Origin of the sequence: Actinomyces bovis (assembly GCF_900444995.1) — a bacterium.
Classification (GTDB): Bacteria; Actinomycetota; Actinomycetes; order Actinomycetales; family Actinomycetaceae; genus Actinomyces; species Actinomyces bovis.
This window is the reverse complement of record NZ_UAPQ01000006.1, coordinates 345,148-360,515: the sequence shown is the minus strand read 5'-3', so window position 1 is coordinate 360,515 and position 15,368 is coordinate 345,148. Positions and strand designations below refer to the sequence as shown.

Below are 15,368 nucleotides of genomic sequence, written 5' to 3'. Positions count from 1 at the left end.
CAAGTGCGGCGCCTGGCGGACAGGTTATCTCGGCACTTCGCCTTAGCACCCAGTTGCTGTGCTGTAGGAGAGCTCAAAAGCCATCCGATCGTCGGAAGCCGGGGCCGGTGGGTTTAGGTAGCCTTCTCCTTGGCTTATCGACCCTGAGGAGAATTGCCGCCATGCCCAACCAACCCTCCGGCGCCAGGCACGAGGTCGGCGTGGACGAGCTGTTCTTCTCCACTACGGATGCCAGGGGAGTTATCAAGCGCGCCAACAATGTCTTTGTGCGTCTGTCCCATTTTGAGGCCGACGAGCTCAGTCAGGCCCCTCACAATCTGATCCGCCACCCGGCGATGCCAGCCGGGGCTTTCCACGCCATGTGGGACACCCTCAAAGCGGGCCGGCCCTTCGCCGCGTATGTGCGCAATCTGGCGGGCAATGGCTCCGAGTATCGCGTCTTTGCCACCGTCACTCCCATGCGCAACGGTGACTACCTCTCCGTGCGTTCCCGGCCCATGCGCGCTGACTTGGAGGAGACCGCTTACGCCCTGTACGAGCAGGCCCTCGGTTTTGAGCAGGAGGCTGCCGCCGGTGGTGCCAATCGGCGGGAGACTGCTGCTCAGGGGGCCGGGAAGCTCGTGGAACTGTTAGCAGAGGCGGGCCTGGACTCTTACGAGGCCTTCCAGAACGTGGCTTTGCCCGCAGAAGTAGCCAGCTGGGAGGAGAGCGGACAGGGACTTGCGCAGCGGCCAGGTACCGTCGGCCCCCAGGCTCGCGCGCTTGAGGCGGTGCATGCGCTCAGCGCTGACTTAGACGCTTGGATGAGTCGCCTAGATGCGCTGGCGGACCTGGATCACGCGATTAAACGCACCTCCAAACGCCTGAATCGCGCCGTAAACAACCCCGCGATTAGCTCCGAGTCGGTGGCCAGCCTGGACCGCTCCGACGCAGGCCTGTCCACTTTGGGGCAGCTGCTTGATCTGTGGTTGCAGATGCAGGGGCTTATCACCCCGCAGGTCTCCAGTCTGCAGCAAACTTTGGCGCAGATGGAGGCGACCGTGGGGCGCACCCGCTTCCGCATCGCCCTGGCACGCCTGCACGCCTCCATGACGGCCACCTTCCTGGCGGAGTTGATCGACGGCGAAGCTAGCGGCGCGGAGGGGGCTGGCACTGCTGCCAGCGAGGACTCTGAGCTGACGCGCGGCGCGATTAATGACTTGGGTCAGGCTTTGCGCGAGGGCATGGAGGACTTCGCCGCCCAGACGCGCAGCTACCAGGAGCTGGCCGCGCAGACTGGCGACGCCGTCGCCCAGGTGCAGCGCCTGCTGGCAATCCCCCACCAAATCCTGGAGCTTTGGACCAATAGCCCCAAGTCCCAGGACCCCAATCTACCGGAAGCGGCTCAGTCGCTGACCAAGGCTGCTGCGGCCGCCGTCTCCGGCTCAGAGCAGATCCTCATGGATCTGGCTGGGCTGGTGGAGCAGTGCACTAGCGCGGCGGTGGGCGAGGATGCCGGCCAGGAAGCTGATCTGCGGGCGTTAGTTGAGCAGGTTTGCGCGGCAATTGAGGCTGCCTGAGGCCGCAGTTCAGCCGGGTCAGCGGGGCGGTTGGGCCAGCTTTCAGCTGAGGCGGGCGCCGTCTAGGTCAATGGCGGGTTGCAGCACGCTCCAGCCGTGCCGCTCCAGGGCCATTCGGGTGCCCTGTTTGAGGTGTGCGAGCACCAGCACGGTGGGGCCAGCTCCGGAGATGACTGCCGGGTAGTCCTGGCCGCGTAAGGAATCCATCACGGCCATGGAGTCGGGTAGGACGCGACGGCGGTACTCCTGGTGCAGGCGGTCCTCGGTGCCCGCCATGAGTAGGTCGGGGCGCCCTGCCAGCGCCAGCATGAGCACGGCGGCCCGGGAGGTATTGAAGAGGGCGTCGGCGCGCGGTACGGCGGAGGGCAGGACTTTGCGGGCTGCTTCCGTGGATAGGCGAGTGGTTTCCGGGGGTACCAGCAGGCTCACGGGCAGGCTCGCGTCCACGGGCATGGGGGCGGCGTGCGGGGTGCCGTCCTTGTCCGTCCAGGCTACGGTGGCGCCCCCAAAGACGGCGGGGGCTACATTGTCCGGGTGGCCTTCAAACTCGGTGGCTAGGCGGAAGATGACCTCATCGCTTAGGGCTTCAGGCTCAGAGATCAGGCCTCGGGCCAGCATTAGGCCAGCGACGGCGGCGGAGGCGGAGGAGCCCATGCCGCCGCCATGGGGGATGCGGTTAAAGCAGCTCATTTCAAAGCCTGCCTGGGGGGCGCCTACGGCGTCGAGTCCGGCACGCAGGGCCCGGACCACCAGGTTGTCGTCATTGGTGGCGACTTTGCCCTCACCCACCCCTACGACCTTGACGTGGGTGGCGCCGATCACTGGCCGCACGGTGACTTCGTCGTAGAAGCGGAAGGCCATGCCGAAGGAGTCGAAGCCCGGCCCCATATTGGCGGTGGTAGCAGGCACGCGCACCGCCGCGCGTTCTTTGCAAAGCCTGGCTGACATAGCTCAGAGCCCTTCGACGCGGCGGATAGAGACCACGGACTCCACCCGCTCCTCTTGGCTCAGGCCGGTGACGGCGGCGTCCAGGGCGGAGACGGGTGCCTCATGGGTGACGATGGTGACGATAGCGTCTTGGCTGCCCACGTAGGAGGATTGGCGCACGGAGTCGATGGAGACCTGGTTGTCCGCAAAGACCTGGGCTATGGCGGCCAGGGAGCCGGGGGTGTCCTCCAAGCGCAGTTGCACCTGGTAGCGGGTCAGCGCGGCCTCCGGGCCAAGGAGTGGCAGATCGGCGTAGGAGGACTCGCGGGGGGCCTCACCGCCGTTTACGCGGTGCGCGGCGGCGGCTACGACGTCGGAGAGCACTGCGGAGGCGGTGGGGGCTCCACCGGCGCCTTGCCCGTAGAACATGAGGCGACCAGCGGCCTCAGCCTCCACTAGAACGGCGTTGAAGGCGCCGTGTACGGAAGCGAGGGGGTGGTTTTGGGGGACGAGGGCCGGGTGGACGCGCACGGAGATGCCTTTGGCGTGTTGGTCTTCGCGGCGCTGGGCGATGGCTAGGAGCTTGATTTCGCAGCCGGAGGCGTGGGCTTCACGGATGTCGTCGGCGGTGATGTCCCGGATGCCTTCTACGGTGACGTCGTCTAGGCCGACGCGCGTGTGGAAGGCTAGGGAGGCGATGATGGCGCATTTGGCGGCGGCATCTAGGCCGTCGACGTCGGCGGTGGGGTCGGCTTCGGCGTAGCCAAGTTTCTGGGCGGTGGCCAGGGCGGCGTCGAATGACAGGCCTTTGGTGCTCATCTCGTCCAGGATGTAGTTGGTGGTGCCGTTGACGATGCCGAGCACGCTGGTGACGCGGTCTCCGGCCATGGATTCTCGCAGGGCGTAGACCACGGGGATGGCCCCGGCGACGGCGGCTTCGTAGTAGAAGTCGACGTGGGCTTGTGCGGCGGCGGCATAGAGCTCGGGGCCGTGGGCGGCGATGAGGGCCTTGTTGCCGGTGATGACGGAGGCGCCGGCGTGGAAGGCCGCGAGGATGAGGGTGCGGGCGGGTTCAATGCCGCCGATGAGCTCGATGACGATGTCGTTGCCAGTGGCGACGGCGGTGGCATCGGTGGTTAGGAGGTGGCGCGGGACGGCGGGGTCGCGGGAGGCGTCAAGGTTGCGCACGGCGATGCCGGTGATTTCCAGGTGGGCGCCGGAGCGGGCTGCGAAGTCGTCGGCTTGCTCTAGCAGGAGGCGGACCACCTGGGTGCCGACGGTGCCTGAGCCGAGGACACCGACCTTGAGGACGGGGCGCGTCGCTGGGGTGGCGGGGGCTGCGGGCGGGGCCTGCTGGGTCATGGGTCCACCTTGTTCTCGTGCTGGCGTGCGGGCTCGGGCCAGCATAGACGGGGCCACAGACGTACCGCGCGCGCGTCCCTCCACCGCGGCGGTTCCACGTGCCCCGGCGCCGCAGGCCCCGGGCGGACGACACTTGACCGCTACTGAGAACCACTACTATCTTAGGTGTGCCTATCCTGATTCACGGGTGCCTGGTGGTCATGGCGTCCACCCGACCGGCGCCCCACCTACCCGAGGTCACCATGAGCAGCGCACCCGAAGCCTCGACCACCATCCGCACCTCCGCCCGGTCCGGGCTGCGAGACTCCGTCCTGGGCACCCGCAACCTCATGACGGTAGCCGCCCTCGGCGTCGTCGGCTCCCTTCTGGTCGTGCCCCTGACCTACGTGTCCGTCCTCGTCGCCGTCAGCCCTCGCGGCATCCTCATCATGTGCGCCCTCATGGGCGCCTGGATGGTGCCCTACCTCCTTCCCGGCGTCCTGGTCAACAAGCCCGGCGCCTTCCTCGTCTCCGGACTCGTCATGGGCATCATCTCGGCCTTCCTCACCCCGCAGGGCCCCTCCGCCGTCCTGGGCAACCTCATTGGCTCGCTCTTCGTCGGCGCCCCCGTCGCCCTCTTCCTCTACCGGCGCTGGACCTGGTGGGTCTACCTGCTCTCCGGTGTCGTCTTCGGTGGTATCAACGCCTCGCTCTACTCGGCGGGCTTCGGCATCGCCCTCACCACCCAGGAGACCGTCGTCGGCGTCATCCTGGCGGTCCTGTCCTGCTGGGTCGCCGTCGGCGTGTGCCTGCTGCTGCGCCGGGCCCTGGAGCGCACGGGCCTGGCCGTCTCCCGGTGAGCACGGCTCCCTCCGTCGCCACGCTCCAGGACGCCGCCGTCCAGTACGCCCGCACCAGCACCTGGGTCCCGCAGGGTGCCACCCTCACCCTGCGCCCGGGTACGACGACGCTCCTGCTGGGCCCCTCCGGCTGCGGCAAGTCCACTCTCACCCGGCTCCTACCAGGGCTCGTGCCCCACTGCCTGCCCTCCGCCTACCGCGGCTCGGCGAGGGTCGGCGGACAGGAGGTCGCCGACGCCGAGGTCTCCCACCTGGCCAGCACCGTCGCCGTCGTCATGCAGGACCCCGACGCCCAGATCGTCACCACCAGTGTCCTCGACGAGGTCTGCTACGCCCTGGAGAACCTGTGCGTGCCGGCCGCCGACATCGAGGCGCGCGCACGTCGGGCGCTGGCCGACGTCGGCCTGTCCGGCCGGGAGGCGACGAGCCCCTGGGAGCTGTCCGGCGGGCAGCGCCAGCGCCTGGTCCTGGCCTGCGCCCTGGCGCAGGAACCGGCTCTGCTGGTCCTGGACGAGCCCACCGCCAACCTCGACCCGTCCGCCACCCGCGCCTTCTACCGGCTGCTGCCGGGGGTCCACGCCCGCGGGGCGGCCGTGCTCGTCGTCGAGCACGACCTCGACGACGTCATCGAGCACGTCAGCCACGTCATCGCCCTCGGCCCCGACGGCTCCACCCTCGCCTCCGGCCCCGTCCGCCGGGTCATGGCCCGCCACGCGCGTGCGCTCGCCCGGGCCGGGGTGCGACTGCCCTCCGCGACCGCGCTGGGGCTGCGCCTGCGCGACGCCGGCTGCACCGGGCCCGACGACGTCGACCACGACCGGCCCGAAACCGCGGAGAAGGCCCCGCTCACGCTGGCCGACGGCGCCCGCCTGCTCGCCGCAGCCCGTCTGCCCCAGGGCTCACCGCCCGTTGCCGTCACGGAGGACGACCGCGCACCGTCGGGCGCCCCGCAGGCCGGGCCGCCCGCCCCGACCGCGCCCCCGGCGCTCGAGGTGCGCGACCTCGACGTTCCCCGCGGGCGCAGGAGTCGCCGTCGCCCCGTCCTCACCGGGGTGAGCCTCACCCTCGGCCCCGGCCAGGTACTCGCCGTCACCGGGGCCAACGGCTCGGGCAAGACGACCCTTCTGCGCGCCCTCGCCGGGCTCGAGCCCTGGACCGGCGGCAGCGTCCGCGTCGCCGGCCGCGAGCGCCGTCCCGGCCGTCCCGGCCACGCGGTCACCCTCGTCGCCCAGAACCCCGAGAACCAGTTCCTCGAGCGCACCGTGGCCGACGAGCTCGCCCACGGCCTGCGACTGGCCGGTGCCGACGAGCAGGAGGTGCGTCGGTCCGTCTCGGAGCGCCTGGAGCGCTTCGGGCTGGTCGAGCAGGCGGGCTCCAGCCCCTTCCTCCTGTCCGGGGGCCAGCAGCGCCGCCTGTCGGTCGCCTCCGTCCTGGGACGCCACCGCGACCTCATCTGCCTCGACGAGCCGACCTTCGGCCAGGACCGGTCCAGCTGCGAGGCCCTCATGGCGCTGCTGCGCTCCATCGCGGACGAGGGCACCGCCGTCGTGCTCACCACCCACGACATGGAGCTCGTCGCCGGTCACGCCGACCGCGTCCTCGTCCTGGCCGACGGCGCGGTCCTCACCCAGGGCGGCCCTGCGCAGGTCCTCACCGACACGGCACTGCTGGAGCGGGCCGGGCTCACGCCCCCGCCGCTGGCGCGCATGCGTGCGCTCGCCGTCGCCACGGGCGCGCCCGTGCCCCCGTTCACCCGGTGGGAGGACCTGCCGTGACCAGGCGCTCCCCCGTCTTCGACCCGCTGTCACCCTTCACCGCCCTCCTGCCCCTCATGGTGGTCACCGCCCTCATGCCCACACCCCAGGCCCCCCTCCTCGTCCTGGCGGTGGGCACGTCCCTCCTCCTCGTCGCCGACCTGCGCCGCGGCGGCCTCGCCGCGCTGGCCGTCCTGACGGTCGCGCTCCTCATCGGATCGTCCCTGGCGCTCAGCGCTCCCGTCGAGCGGGTGGGCGCCTCCGAGACCGTCCTCGCCCTGGGCGGCCTCGAGCTGCAGCGCAACCAGGTGCTCGCCGGCGCGCGCCTGGGAGGCAAGCTCGGCTCGGTCATGTCCCTGTGCGTGCTCACGGGCCTGCTCTCGCGCCCCGAGGACCTGCTGCGCGCCCTCACCACCCATCTGCACGTGCCCTACCGCGTCGCCTACGCGGGCGTCGCCGCCATCAGCTTCCGTCAGCGCCTGGCCGCCGAGTACCGGTCGGTCAAGGAGGCGCACGCCCTGCGCGGCACCCGCGCGCCCCTGCCGGTGCTGCGCCCCCTCGTGCGGGCGTGGGCCGCCGTGCCGGCCCTGACCGCGGGGGCCGTGCGGCACGCCGAGCGGGTAGCGGCCTCCATGGACGCGCGCGGCTTCGGCGCCTACAGCACGCGCACCGAGCGCCACCGGCCGCGCTGGCGGCGGCGCGACACCGTCCTCGTCCTGGCCGGCTGGGCCCTGGCCGCCTGGCTCGCCGCCACCTTCTCCGGGGGCGGGCTCGTCCTCCACGACGTCTGACCCGCCCCTCCCCCCCCCCACCAGCCCCCACCCCCGGAGACCCTCATGCCCACCACCCCCACCGACCAGCACCTCTCCTCCCCCGTCCCGGCCCGAACCTGTCGCCCCGCGCAGCAGCGGGGCCACCGCCCCTCCCCTCACCCTGGGCCAGGTGCTGGCCCCCGTCCGCGGGGCGACTGCCCTCACCGCGCTGGCGGAGACCCTCGCCTCTGCCTTCACCCTCCTGCCGGCCGTCGGCGTCACAGCCGTCGCTGAGGCGGCCGTGGCCGGGACCCTCACCGCCCGCGCCGCCTGGACGTGGCTGGGCGCCGTCGTCCTCGGCCTCACCCTGGGGCACGCCATCGCGATGGCCGCCACCGGCTGGGCGCACGACGTCGAGAGCGCCTTCCGGACCACGCTGCGCGGCAGGATCGTCCGGCACCTGGCGCGCCTACCCCTGGGCTGGCACACGAACGAGTCCTCGGGCCGCACGAAGGTCCTCATCACCGAGGACACCACCGCCATCCACACCCTCGTCGCCCACCTCGGCACTGACCTGGGGGCCTCCGTGGGCGGGATCGTCCTGGGCCTGGCCTACCTGTTCACCCGCTCCTGGCAGCTCGCCCTCGTCCTCCTGGGCTGGCTGGTCCTGCTCCTCGTCCTCACGGCGACTGCGATGGCAGTCTCCCAGGGGACCGTCAACGAGGACTACCTCGAGGGGATGAAGAAGGTGGGGTCCTCCACGGTGGAGATGGTCGACGGGATCGCCACCGTCAAGGCCTTCGGCCTGGCGGGGACCGTCTTCCGACGCTTCGACGAGGCCCTCGACCAGTACACCGACGCCGCCTACCGGTACATGAAGGGGCCCGGTCGACCCATGGCGCTGCTGGGCTCGTTCATCTCCCCCGCCGGGATGCTCGTGCCCGTCCTTCTCGCCGGAGCCTGGATGGCCGGGCACGGGGTCCTACGGCCGGTAGAGCTGCTGCCCTTCCTCCTGGTCGGCATCGGGCTGCCCAGCGGGCTCGTCAGCCTTGTGACCCTCGTCAACCAGGTCACGCTCGGAGCCGAGGCCACCGGCAGGCTCGGCGCCCTCCTGTCAGAGCCGGTCCTGGCCGAGCCCGAGCACCCGGTGCCGGTGGGGCGCGACGAGGCCGGGGGCGTGGGCGTCGAGCTCGACCAAGTCTCCTTCCGCTACTCCTCGCGCGAGGGCGCCGAGCCGCTGCCGCTGGCGGTGGACGACGTGAGCCTGCGCCTAGAGCCAGGCATGGTCACCGCCGTCGTCGGCCCTTCCGGCTCGGGCAAGAGCACCCTTGTCAGGCTCGTCGCCCGCTTCTGGGACGTCGAGTCCGGGTCCGTGCGCGTGGGAGGCACCGACGTACGCGACGCCGCCACCACGGACCTGCTCGCCCGCCTAGGACTCGTCCTCCAGGAGGGCGGGACGCTCGCTGACACCGTGCGCGCCAACATCTTGCTGGGGCGTCCCGGCGCCACCGAGGCCGAGGTGGAGTCCGCCGCCCGCGCCGCCCGGATCCACGAGCGGGTCCTGGAGCTGCCTGACGGCTACGACACGGTCCTCGGCTCCGAGGGCGCCCACCTGTCCGGCGGGGAGCGTCAGCGTGTCGCCCTGGCCCGCCTGTTCCTTACCGGCGCCCCTGTCCTCCTGCTGGACGAGGCCACCGCCCAGGCGGACGCGCACTCCGAGCGCGAGATCCAGCAGGCGCTGGCGCAGCTCGCCGCCGGCCGCACCGTCCTGGTCATCGCGCACCGCCTGTCCACCGTCGTGGACGCCGACCAGGTCCTCGTCATGGACCACGGCCGCCTCGTCGAGCGAGGCACGCACACCGGGCTGCTCGCACAGGGCGGCCTCTACGCACAGATGTGGAGGGCACAGCAGTGATCCGTCGTCTTCAGCGCTGCCTGGGCGCGAGCAGCAACCTCGTTCCCCTCGTGGCGGCGCACGCCCTGGCCGGGGTCCTCCAGGGCGCCTCCCTGGTGCTCCTCGTGCCCTTCCTCAGGTCCTTCCTGGCCGGCGAGCCGGCCGGGCGGTGGCTGGCCGGCGTCGTCCTGTGCGCCCTGGCCGCGGTGGTCGTCGCCTGCGCCGCCGGCATCGGCACCCACGCGGTCGCCTGCTACGACGTGTGCGGCAGCCTCGTGCGCACCCTGGGCCACCGGGTCCAGCAGCTGCCCCTGGGCTGGTTCACCTCCGCGACCACCGGGCAGGTCGCCACCGCCGTCTCGCGCGACACCGCCGACCTCGCCCACATTCCCTCGGTCGCCCTGCCGCAGATCGCCTCGATGAGCGGCACGGCGGTCGTCGTCGGGCTCAGCGCCCTCGTGCTGGAGTGGCGGATGGGCCTGGCGCTGCTGCTGGCCCTGCCCGGCACCGTCCTGTGCCTGCGGTGGCTGCGGCGGGCGGTGCGAGCGGAGTTCCGCCACTCCCAGGACGCCGCTGAGGAGCTGGGTTCCCGCCTGCTGGAGTTCAGCCGCCTCCAGGCGGTCCTGCGCGCCACGGGCGCGGCCAGCGGGTCGCGCGACGGGCGGCCCACGGTCTGGGCGCCGCTGGAGGAGGCTCTGAGGGAGGACCACGCGGCTGCGCACCGCGCCCAGCACGCCAAGGGCCCGGCAGGGCAGGCCTTCCACACCTGGGTGGAGACCGGTGTCATCGCCAGCCTGGCCGTGGGCCTGTACCTCCTGCTGGGAGGATCCCTCGACCCGGTCGTCTTCGTCACCCTGGCTCTCATGGTCATCCGCTTCGCCGAGCCAGTCGGCATGCTCGCCTTCTACGTCGACCCCCTCCACCAGTCCGACGTCGCCCTGGAGCGGATCGAGTCGATCCTGGGCGCACCCGCCCTGCCGGAGCCTGTGGAGGAGAGGACGGACTCACCCCGTCCGGCTGCCGGGGGCGGGCTGGACGTGAGCCTGGATCACGTCACCTTCGGCTACGTGCCGGGCCGTGACGTCATCCACGACGTCACCCTGCGCTTCCCCGCCCGCTCGGTCACCGCCCTCGTCGGCCCCTCCGGCTCCGGCAAGTCCACGCTCACGCGGCTGGTGGCCCGCCGGCTACGTGCCGGGCCGTGACGTCATCCACGACGTCACCCTCACCTTCCCGGCCGGCTCCGTCACCGCTCTCGTGGGGCCCTCCGGCTCCGGCAAGTCCACGCTCACGCGGCTGGTGGCCCGCTTCTGGGACGTCCAGCGCGGGTCGGTGCGCGTGGGCGGCGCGGACGTGCGAGACCTTCGCACACAGGACCTCATGGCGCAGATCTCGATGGTCTTCCAGGACGTCTACCTCTTCGACACCACCATTGAGGAGAACGTACGCATCGGGCGCGCGGACGCCAGCGACGAGGAGGTGCGGGAGGCGGCCGATCGGGCGGGCCTGAGCGAGGTGGTCGAGCGCCTGCCGCACGGGTGGGCGACTCGGGTCGGAGAGGGCGGTTCCTCCCTGTCCGGGGGTGAGCGCCAGCGCGTCGCCATCGCTCGTGCCTTCCTCAAGGACGCACCCGTGCTGCTGCTCGACGAGGTCACGAGCGCACTGGACGGCGTGAGTGAGGCCGGGGTGACCCGGGCGATGGAGGAGCTGAGCGAGGGACGCACGGTGCTCGTCATCGCGCACCGGCTGTCGACGATCCGGCGCGCGGACCGGATCGTCGTGCTCGTGGACGGGGCCGTCGAGGCCATTGGCGCGCACGACGAGCTCTACAGCGCGGGCGGCACGTACCGACGTTTCTGGGAGGACCAGAGCGCTGTGGACCGCTGGAGGCTCGTGGGGGCCGGGAGCCAGGAGGACTGAGGCGGGCCTGCGGCAGGGACGGTGGAGGGCCTACTCCCCCTCGAGGGCGAGGAGGTCCTCCGCCGTCTCCGGACGCAGCACCCAGCCCTGCTCGCCGTCACGCACCCAGGCGACGCCCGGACGGGTGAACATGTTGTAGCTGCTGGCCATGGAGCGTCCGTAGGCACCCGTGGCGGGCACGGCGAGGACGTCGCCGACGGCGAGGTCGGCGGGCAGGTCGACGTCGCGCACGACGACGTCGCCGCTCTCGCAGTGCTTGCCGACGACGCGCGCGCGGGTGAGACCGGCGGCGGGGTCGGGGCGGCGGCTGGCGAGGAGCGCCGTGTAGGCGGCGCCGTACAGGGCGGGGCGGATGTTGTCGCTCATGCCGCCGTCGACGCTCACGTACAGGCGGCTGGCGCCGCCGTCGAGGTCGACGCGCTTGAGGCCGGTGACCGTGTAGAGGGTGACGGTGGAGGGGCCGGCGACGCTGCGGCCGGGCTCGACGGACACGTGCGGGACGGGGTCACCGAGCTCGGCGCACAGCTCGCGCACCGTGTCGGCGAGGGTACGGGCGACCTGGGCGGGGCTGGGGGGCACGGCGTCGGCACCGGTGTAGGCGATGGCGTAGCCGCCGCCGAGGTCGACCTCCGGGCAGGCGGTGCCGGTGGCGAGGGAGACCTCGTGGCGCAGGGTGAGCACGACGCGGGCGGCCTCACGGAAGCCGGCCAGGTCCATGATCTGGGAGCCGATGTGCGAGTGCAGGCCGTGCAGCTCGAGCTCGGGGGCGGCGGTGATCGCGTCGACGGCCTGGCGGGCGGCGCCGGTGTGGACGGACAGGCCGAACTTCTGGTCCTCGTGGGCGGTGGCGATGAACTCGTGCCCGCCGGCGTGCACGCCGGTGGTCAGGCGCACCATGACCTTGCCGGTCTCGTCGGGGGCGTAGGTGCCGGTCTCGCGCAGGCGGCGCACGGCGGCGGCGGCGAGGTCGACCTCCTCGAGGGAGTCGAGCACGACGTGGCCGACGCGGTGGGCGAGGGCGACGGCGAGCTCGGCCTCGGTCTTGCCGTTGCCGTGCAGGCCCAGTCGGGCGGCGTGCTCGGTGGCCTGCTCGCCGTCGACGTCCTGCAGGGCGGCGAGGGAGACGGCGAGCTCGACGCGGCTGGCGGTGTCGATGCCCATGCCCTCCTCCAGGGCCCAGCGGGCGACGCGCGTGGTGAGGAAGGCCTTGCCGGCGTAGAAGGCCTCGCCACCGGCCATGCCGTACTGGGGCCAGAACTCCTCGTGCATGGCGGCGGACCATGCCGCGGCGCGTGAGCGCAGGTCCGTCTCATCTAGGACGAAGACGGGCGTAGGAGCTTGCGCTAAGACCTGGGCGAGACTGCGGCCTCCCAGAGTGAGGGCGCCGTCTTCCCCCCGGCGGACGGTGGTGGGCCATAGGTCGGGGCGCTCAGAGGGCTCGGGGGCGATCAGGCTGCCCAGGGGTGCCTCTCCAGCGGGGGCGGCGGGGTTGGTCATATCTGCTCCTGTGCTTGCTGCGGGCTCACATGCGCTCGGGGGCGGAGACTCCTAGCAGCCCCAGGCCGTTGGCGAGCACCTGGCTGACGGCGTCGTTGAGCCATAGTCGGGCCACATGGCCGGAGTTCACGGCATCGTCACCACGCGGGGTGACGCGAGTGGCCGCATACCAGGTGTGGTAGGCCGCTGCGAGCTCCTCCAGGTAGCGGGCCACGCGGTGCTGCTCGCGCAGGCTGGCGGCCTGCGCGACGATCGCTGGGAAACGCGCCAGCACCCCCAGCAGCTCAGAGTCCGCCGGGTTGTCTAGGGCCGCCGGGTCGAATCCGGCCTCGCGGGAGACGCCGTGCTCTGCCGCGTTGCGCGCCACATTGCGGGTGCGGGCATGGGCGTACTGCACGTAGTAGACGGGGTTTTCGTTGCTGGCAGAGGCCAGGACATCCAGGTCAATGTCGATCATTGAGTCCATGGAGGCGCGGGCTAGCGCGTAGCGGGCAGCATCCACACCGACGGCGGAGACCAGGTCTTCCAGGGTCACGATGGTCCCGGCGCGCTTGGACATGCGCATCGGTGCTCCGTCTTTAACCAGGTTGACTAGCTGGCCGATAAGGATCTGCATATTTACTCCGGGTTCATCCCCGAAGGCTTGGCACATGGCCATCATGCGGCCGATGTAGCCGTGGTGGTCGGCACCTAGTAGGTAGATGGCGCAGTCGGCGCCGCGGGAGCGCTTGTCCAGGTAGTAGGCCACATCGGCGGCGAAGTAGGCGGCGTCGCCGTCGGATTTGATGAGTACGCGGTCCTTGTCATCCCCGAAGTTGGTGGTGCGCAGCCAGGTGGCGCCGTCCTTTTCCTCAATGACGCCGCGCGCCCGCAGCTTGCCGATGGCGTGAGTTACGGCCCCGGATTCGTGCAGGGAGTCCTCGTGGAAGAACACGTCAAAGTCGGAGTGGAAGGCGTGCAGTTCCGCTTTGATGGAGGCGAACATGAGGTCTACGCCGCGCGCCCGGAATACCTCGGTGGCCTCGTCGTCCGGGAGGGTCGCGGGGGCGGGCCGGCCGGCGGCGGTCTCCGTGTCGGTGACGGTCTGGGCGATCTCGGCGATGTAGTCGCCGCCGTAGCCGTCCTCGGGGGTCTCCTGGCCGCGGGCGGCGGCGAGCAGGGAGCGGGCGAAGCGGTCGATCTGGGTGCCGTGGTCGTTGAAGTAGTACTCGCGGGTTACTTTGGCGCCGCAGGCGGTGAGGATGCGGGCGAGGGAGTCGCCGACGGCGGCCCAGCGGGCACCACCCAGGTGCACGGGGCCGGTGGGGTTGGCGGAGACGTACTCCAGGTTGATGTGCTGCCCGGCCAGGGAGTTGTTGCGTCCGTACTCCTGCCCGGCTTGCAGGATGGCGCGGGCTAGTTCACCGGCGGAGGCGGCGTCTAGGCGGATGTTCAGGAAGCCGGGGCCGGCCACTTCAGCGGAGGCGACGCCGTCGAGCTGGGCGACGCGCTCGGCTAGCAGTTCTGCTAGGGCGCGGGGGTTGGTGCTGGCTTTCTTGGCCAGCTGCATGGCGACGTTGGTGGCCCAGTCGCCGTGCTCGCGGGAGCGGGGACGCTCGACCTTGGGCAGTGGCACCTCCTCAACCGGCAGGTTCAGGGAGCCGTCTTGGACGGCGGCGGTGAGGACGTTGCGGATCGCTTCAGCGAGCTCTTCTGGGGTCACGCTGGGAGTTTATCTGAGTGCTTTGCTTGGGTGTTGGGGTGGGGGTGTTGCGTGCGCTATGAGCGCCTGGTTTTCCACTGGCTGGGACGCTGCCGCCTGAAACTTGGCAAGGGTGGCGCTATGGGCGGGCTGCAAAGTGCGGGTGCGGCGCGGCTTGGTGCCTAACCGTGAGCTAGGCCGCTTCGGCTGGTTCACGGTGGCAGGCTGAGCGCTGGTAGAGTCCTGCCTCGGGCCCCGGTAGCTCAGTGGATAGAGCGTCTGCCTCCGGAGCAGAAGGTCGCAGGTTCGAATCCTGTCCGGGGCACCAGGTCCCAGAGCGCATCGACGCCCTGGGACTTTCTTGTGCCGTGAGTAGGCTGTCGCGGGCTCGCTCAGGCTTGCTTTAGGCGCCCCACAACCTCCAGAGCCACCGTGGGCACATCCGTGATCAACGCATCCACGTTCATGGCCGCCAAGCGCTCCATCTCCGCCGGGTCATCCACGGTCCACACATGCACCTCCAGCCCGTAGCGGTGCGCAGCAGCCACAAAACGCTCCGTCACCACCGGAATGCCCTTATGGGCGGTCGGCACCTGCACACAGTCCACCTTGGAGCGGCCCTGCACCCAACTCCAACGGGTCCGCGGCAACGGCAGCCCCGACTCAGCACGCAGCAGCAAACCTGCAACGTCACTAGTACCCACCGACGTCGTCGCCCGCGGCTCCTGACGCCGCAGCACCGCCAAGCGCCGCGCAGAGAAGGAAGCAAAACGCACCCGCTCCAGGGCATCTGCCGCCCGCGCCACCTGCAGAGCTGGCTGCACCACCTCGGGGACTTTCAGGTCCATATTCAGGTGCAGTTCCGGGAAGGCGTGCAGCACATCGTCCAGACGCACGGGCGGTCGCCCATCACCCACGTCCTGACCAGAAATCTCCTGCCAAGTCTGCTGACTGATCGGCACGGTCTGGTTGGCCACACGCTGGAAGCTCGGGTCATGCCACAGGATCACGACGCCGTCGCCGGTGACATGCAGATCCGTCTCCATCCACCGCAGCCCCAAACCAACGGTGTGCTCCACGGCTGCCCAAGTGTTCTCAGGCACCTCCCTGCCGCCACCCCGGTGGGCAACAACCTCAGGCACTCTGAACTCGCGCCCCCGTGGGCGCTCCTGCTGCAGCATCT

Annotated in this window: 12 protein-coding genes and 1 tRNA gene; 8 read left to right on the top strand and 5 right to left on the bottom strand. The window is 70.9% G+C overall.

Annotation, left to right across the window (positions count from 1 at the left end; all coding sequences use genetic code 11):
* Positions 1 to 161: 161 nt before the first annotated feature.
* Positions 162 to 1,559, top strand: a complete 1,398-nt coding sequence (locus DR039_RS05210; RefSeq protein WP_111836328.1) for a PAS domain-containing protein — start codon at positions 162 to 164, stop codon at positions 1,557 to 1,559.
* A 42-nt stretch (positions 1,560 to 1,601) separates the two neighbouring features.
* Here the strand turns inward: DR039_RS05210 and thrB are convergent, their stop codons facing one another.
* Together thrB and DR039_RS05200 are read right to left on the bottom strand one after the other, a co-directional pair.
* Positions 1,602 to 2,507 (bottom strand): homoserine kinase, encoded by a 906-nt coding sequence (gene thrB / locus DR039_RS05205; protein WP_111836327.1) that lies wholly within the window; start codon positions 2,505 to 2,507, stop codon positions 1,602 to 1,604.
* A gap of 3 nt (positions 2,508 to 2,510) precedes the next feature.
* Positions 2,511 to 3,848, bottom strand: coding sequence for a homoserine dehydrogenase (locus tag DR039_RS05200; RefSeq protein ID WP_111836326.1), 1,338 nt, complete (start codon positions 3,846 to 3,848; stop codon positions 2,511 to 2,513).
* 167 nt (positions 3,849 to 4,015) lie between these two features.
* Here DR039_RS05200 and DR039_RS05195 point away from each other — a divergent pair, with 167 nt between their 5' ends.
* The 6 genes from DR039_RS05195 (at position 4,016) to DR039_RS05170 (ending at position 11,007) form a co-directional block, all read left to right on the top strand.
* Complete coding sequence (locus DR039_RS05195; protein ID WP_229116819.1) at positions 4,016 to 4,687, top strand: ECF transporter S component; 672 nt, start codon at positions 4,016 to 4,018, stop codon at positions 4,685 to 4,687.
* Positions 4,684 to 6,462, top strand: a complete 1,779-nt coding sequence (locus tag DR039_RS05190; protein ID WP_170166856.1) for an ABC transporter ATP-binding protein — start codon at positions 4,684 to 4,686, stop codon at positions 6,460 to 6,462. The genes DR039_RS05195 and DR039_RS05190 overlap by 4 nt, the downstream gene beginning before the upstream one ends.
* Complete coding sequence (locus DR039_RS05185; RefSeq protein WP_111836324.1) at positions 6,459 to 7,232, top strand: energy-coupling factor transporter transmembrane component T; 774 nt, start codon at positions 6,459 to 6,461, stop codon at positions 7,230 to 7,232. Before DR039_RS05190 ends, DR039_RS05185 begins: the two co-directional genes overlap by 4 nt.
* A gap of 151 nt (positions 7,233 to 7,383) precedes the next feature.
* A complete protein-coding gene (locus DR039_RS05180) occupies positions 7,384 to 9,108 on the top strand; it encodes an ABC transporter ATP-binding protein (RefSeq protein WP_111836323.1) in 1,725 nt (574 codons plus the stop codon).
* On the top strand, positions 9,090 to 10,292 hold the full coding sequence (locus DR039_RS05175; protein ID WP_111836322.1) for an ABC transporter transmembrane domain-containing protein: 1,203 nt from the start codon (positions 9,090 to 9,092) through the stop codon (positions 10,290 to 10,292). Before DR039_RS05180 ends, DR039_RS05175 begins: the two co-directional genes overlap by 19 nt.
* Positions 10,279 to 11,007, top strand: a complete 729-nt coding sequence (locus DR039_RS05170; RefSeq protein WP_170166834.1) for an ABC transporter ATP-binding protein — start codon at positions 10,279 to 10,281, stop codon at positions 11,005 to 11,007. The genes DR039_RS05175 and DR039_RS05170 overlap by 14 nt, the downstream gene beginning before the upstream one ends.
* Before the next feature lie 30 nt (positions 11,008 to 11,037).
* On the opposite strand, the gene lysA is transcribed toward DR039_RS05170, so the two are convergent.
* Positions 11,038 to 12,504, bottom strand: a complete 1,467-nt coding sequence (lysA, locus tag DR039_RS05165; RefSeq protein ID WP_111836320.1) for a diaminopimelate decarboxylase — start codon at positions 12,502 to 12,504, stop codon at positions 11,038 to 11,040.
* 25 nt (positions 12,505 to 12,529) lie between these two features.
* Positions 12,530 to 14,206: an arginine--tRNA ligase gene (gene argS / locus DR039_RS05160; RefSeq protein ID WP_111836319.1), complete on the bottom strand. Its 1,677-nt coding sequence runs from the start codon at positions 14,204 to 14,206 to the stop codon at positions 12,530 to 12,532.
* Positions 14,207 to 14,437: 231 nt separating this feature from the next.
* Between argS and DR039_RS05155 the strand changes: the two genes are divergently transcribed.
* A tRNA-Arg gene (locus DR039_RS05155) sits at positions 14,438 to 14,513 on the top strand.
* 64 nt (positions 14,514 to 14,577) lie between these two features.
* On the opposite strand, the gene DR039_RS05150 is transcribed toward DR039_RS05155, so the two are convergent.
* Positions 14,578 to 15,366: a glycerophosphodiester phosphodiesterase gene (locus DR039_RS05150; RefSeq protein ID WP_111836318.1), complete on the bottom strand. Its 789-nt coding sequence runs from the start codon at positions 15,364 to 15,366 to the stop codon at positions 14,578 to 14,580.
* Between the last annotated feature and the right edge of the window lie 2 nt (positions 15,367 to 15,368).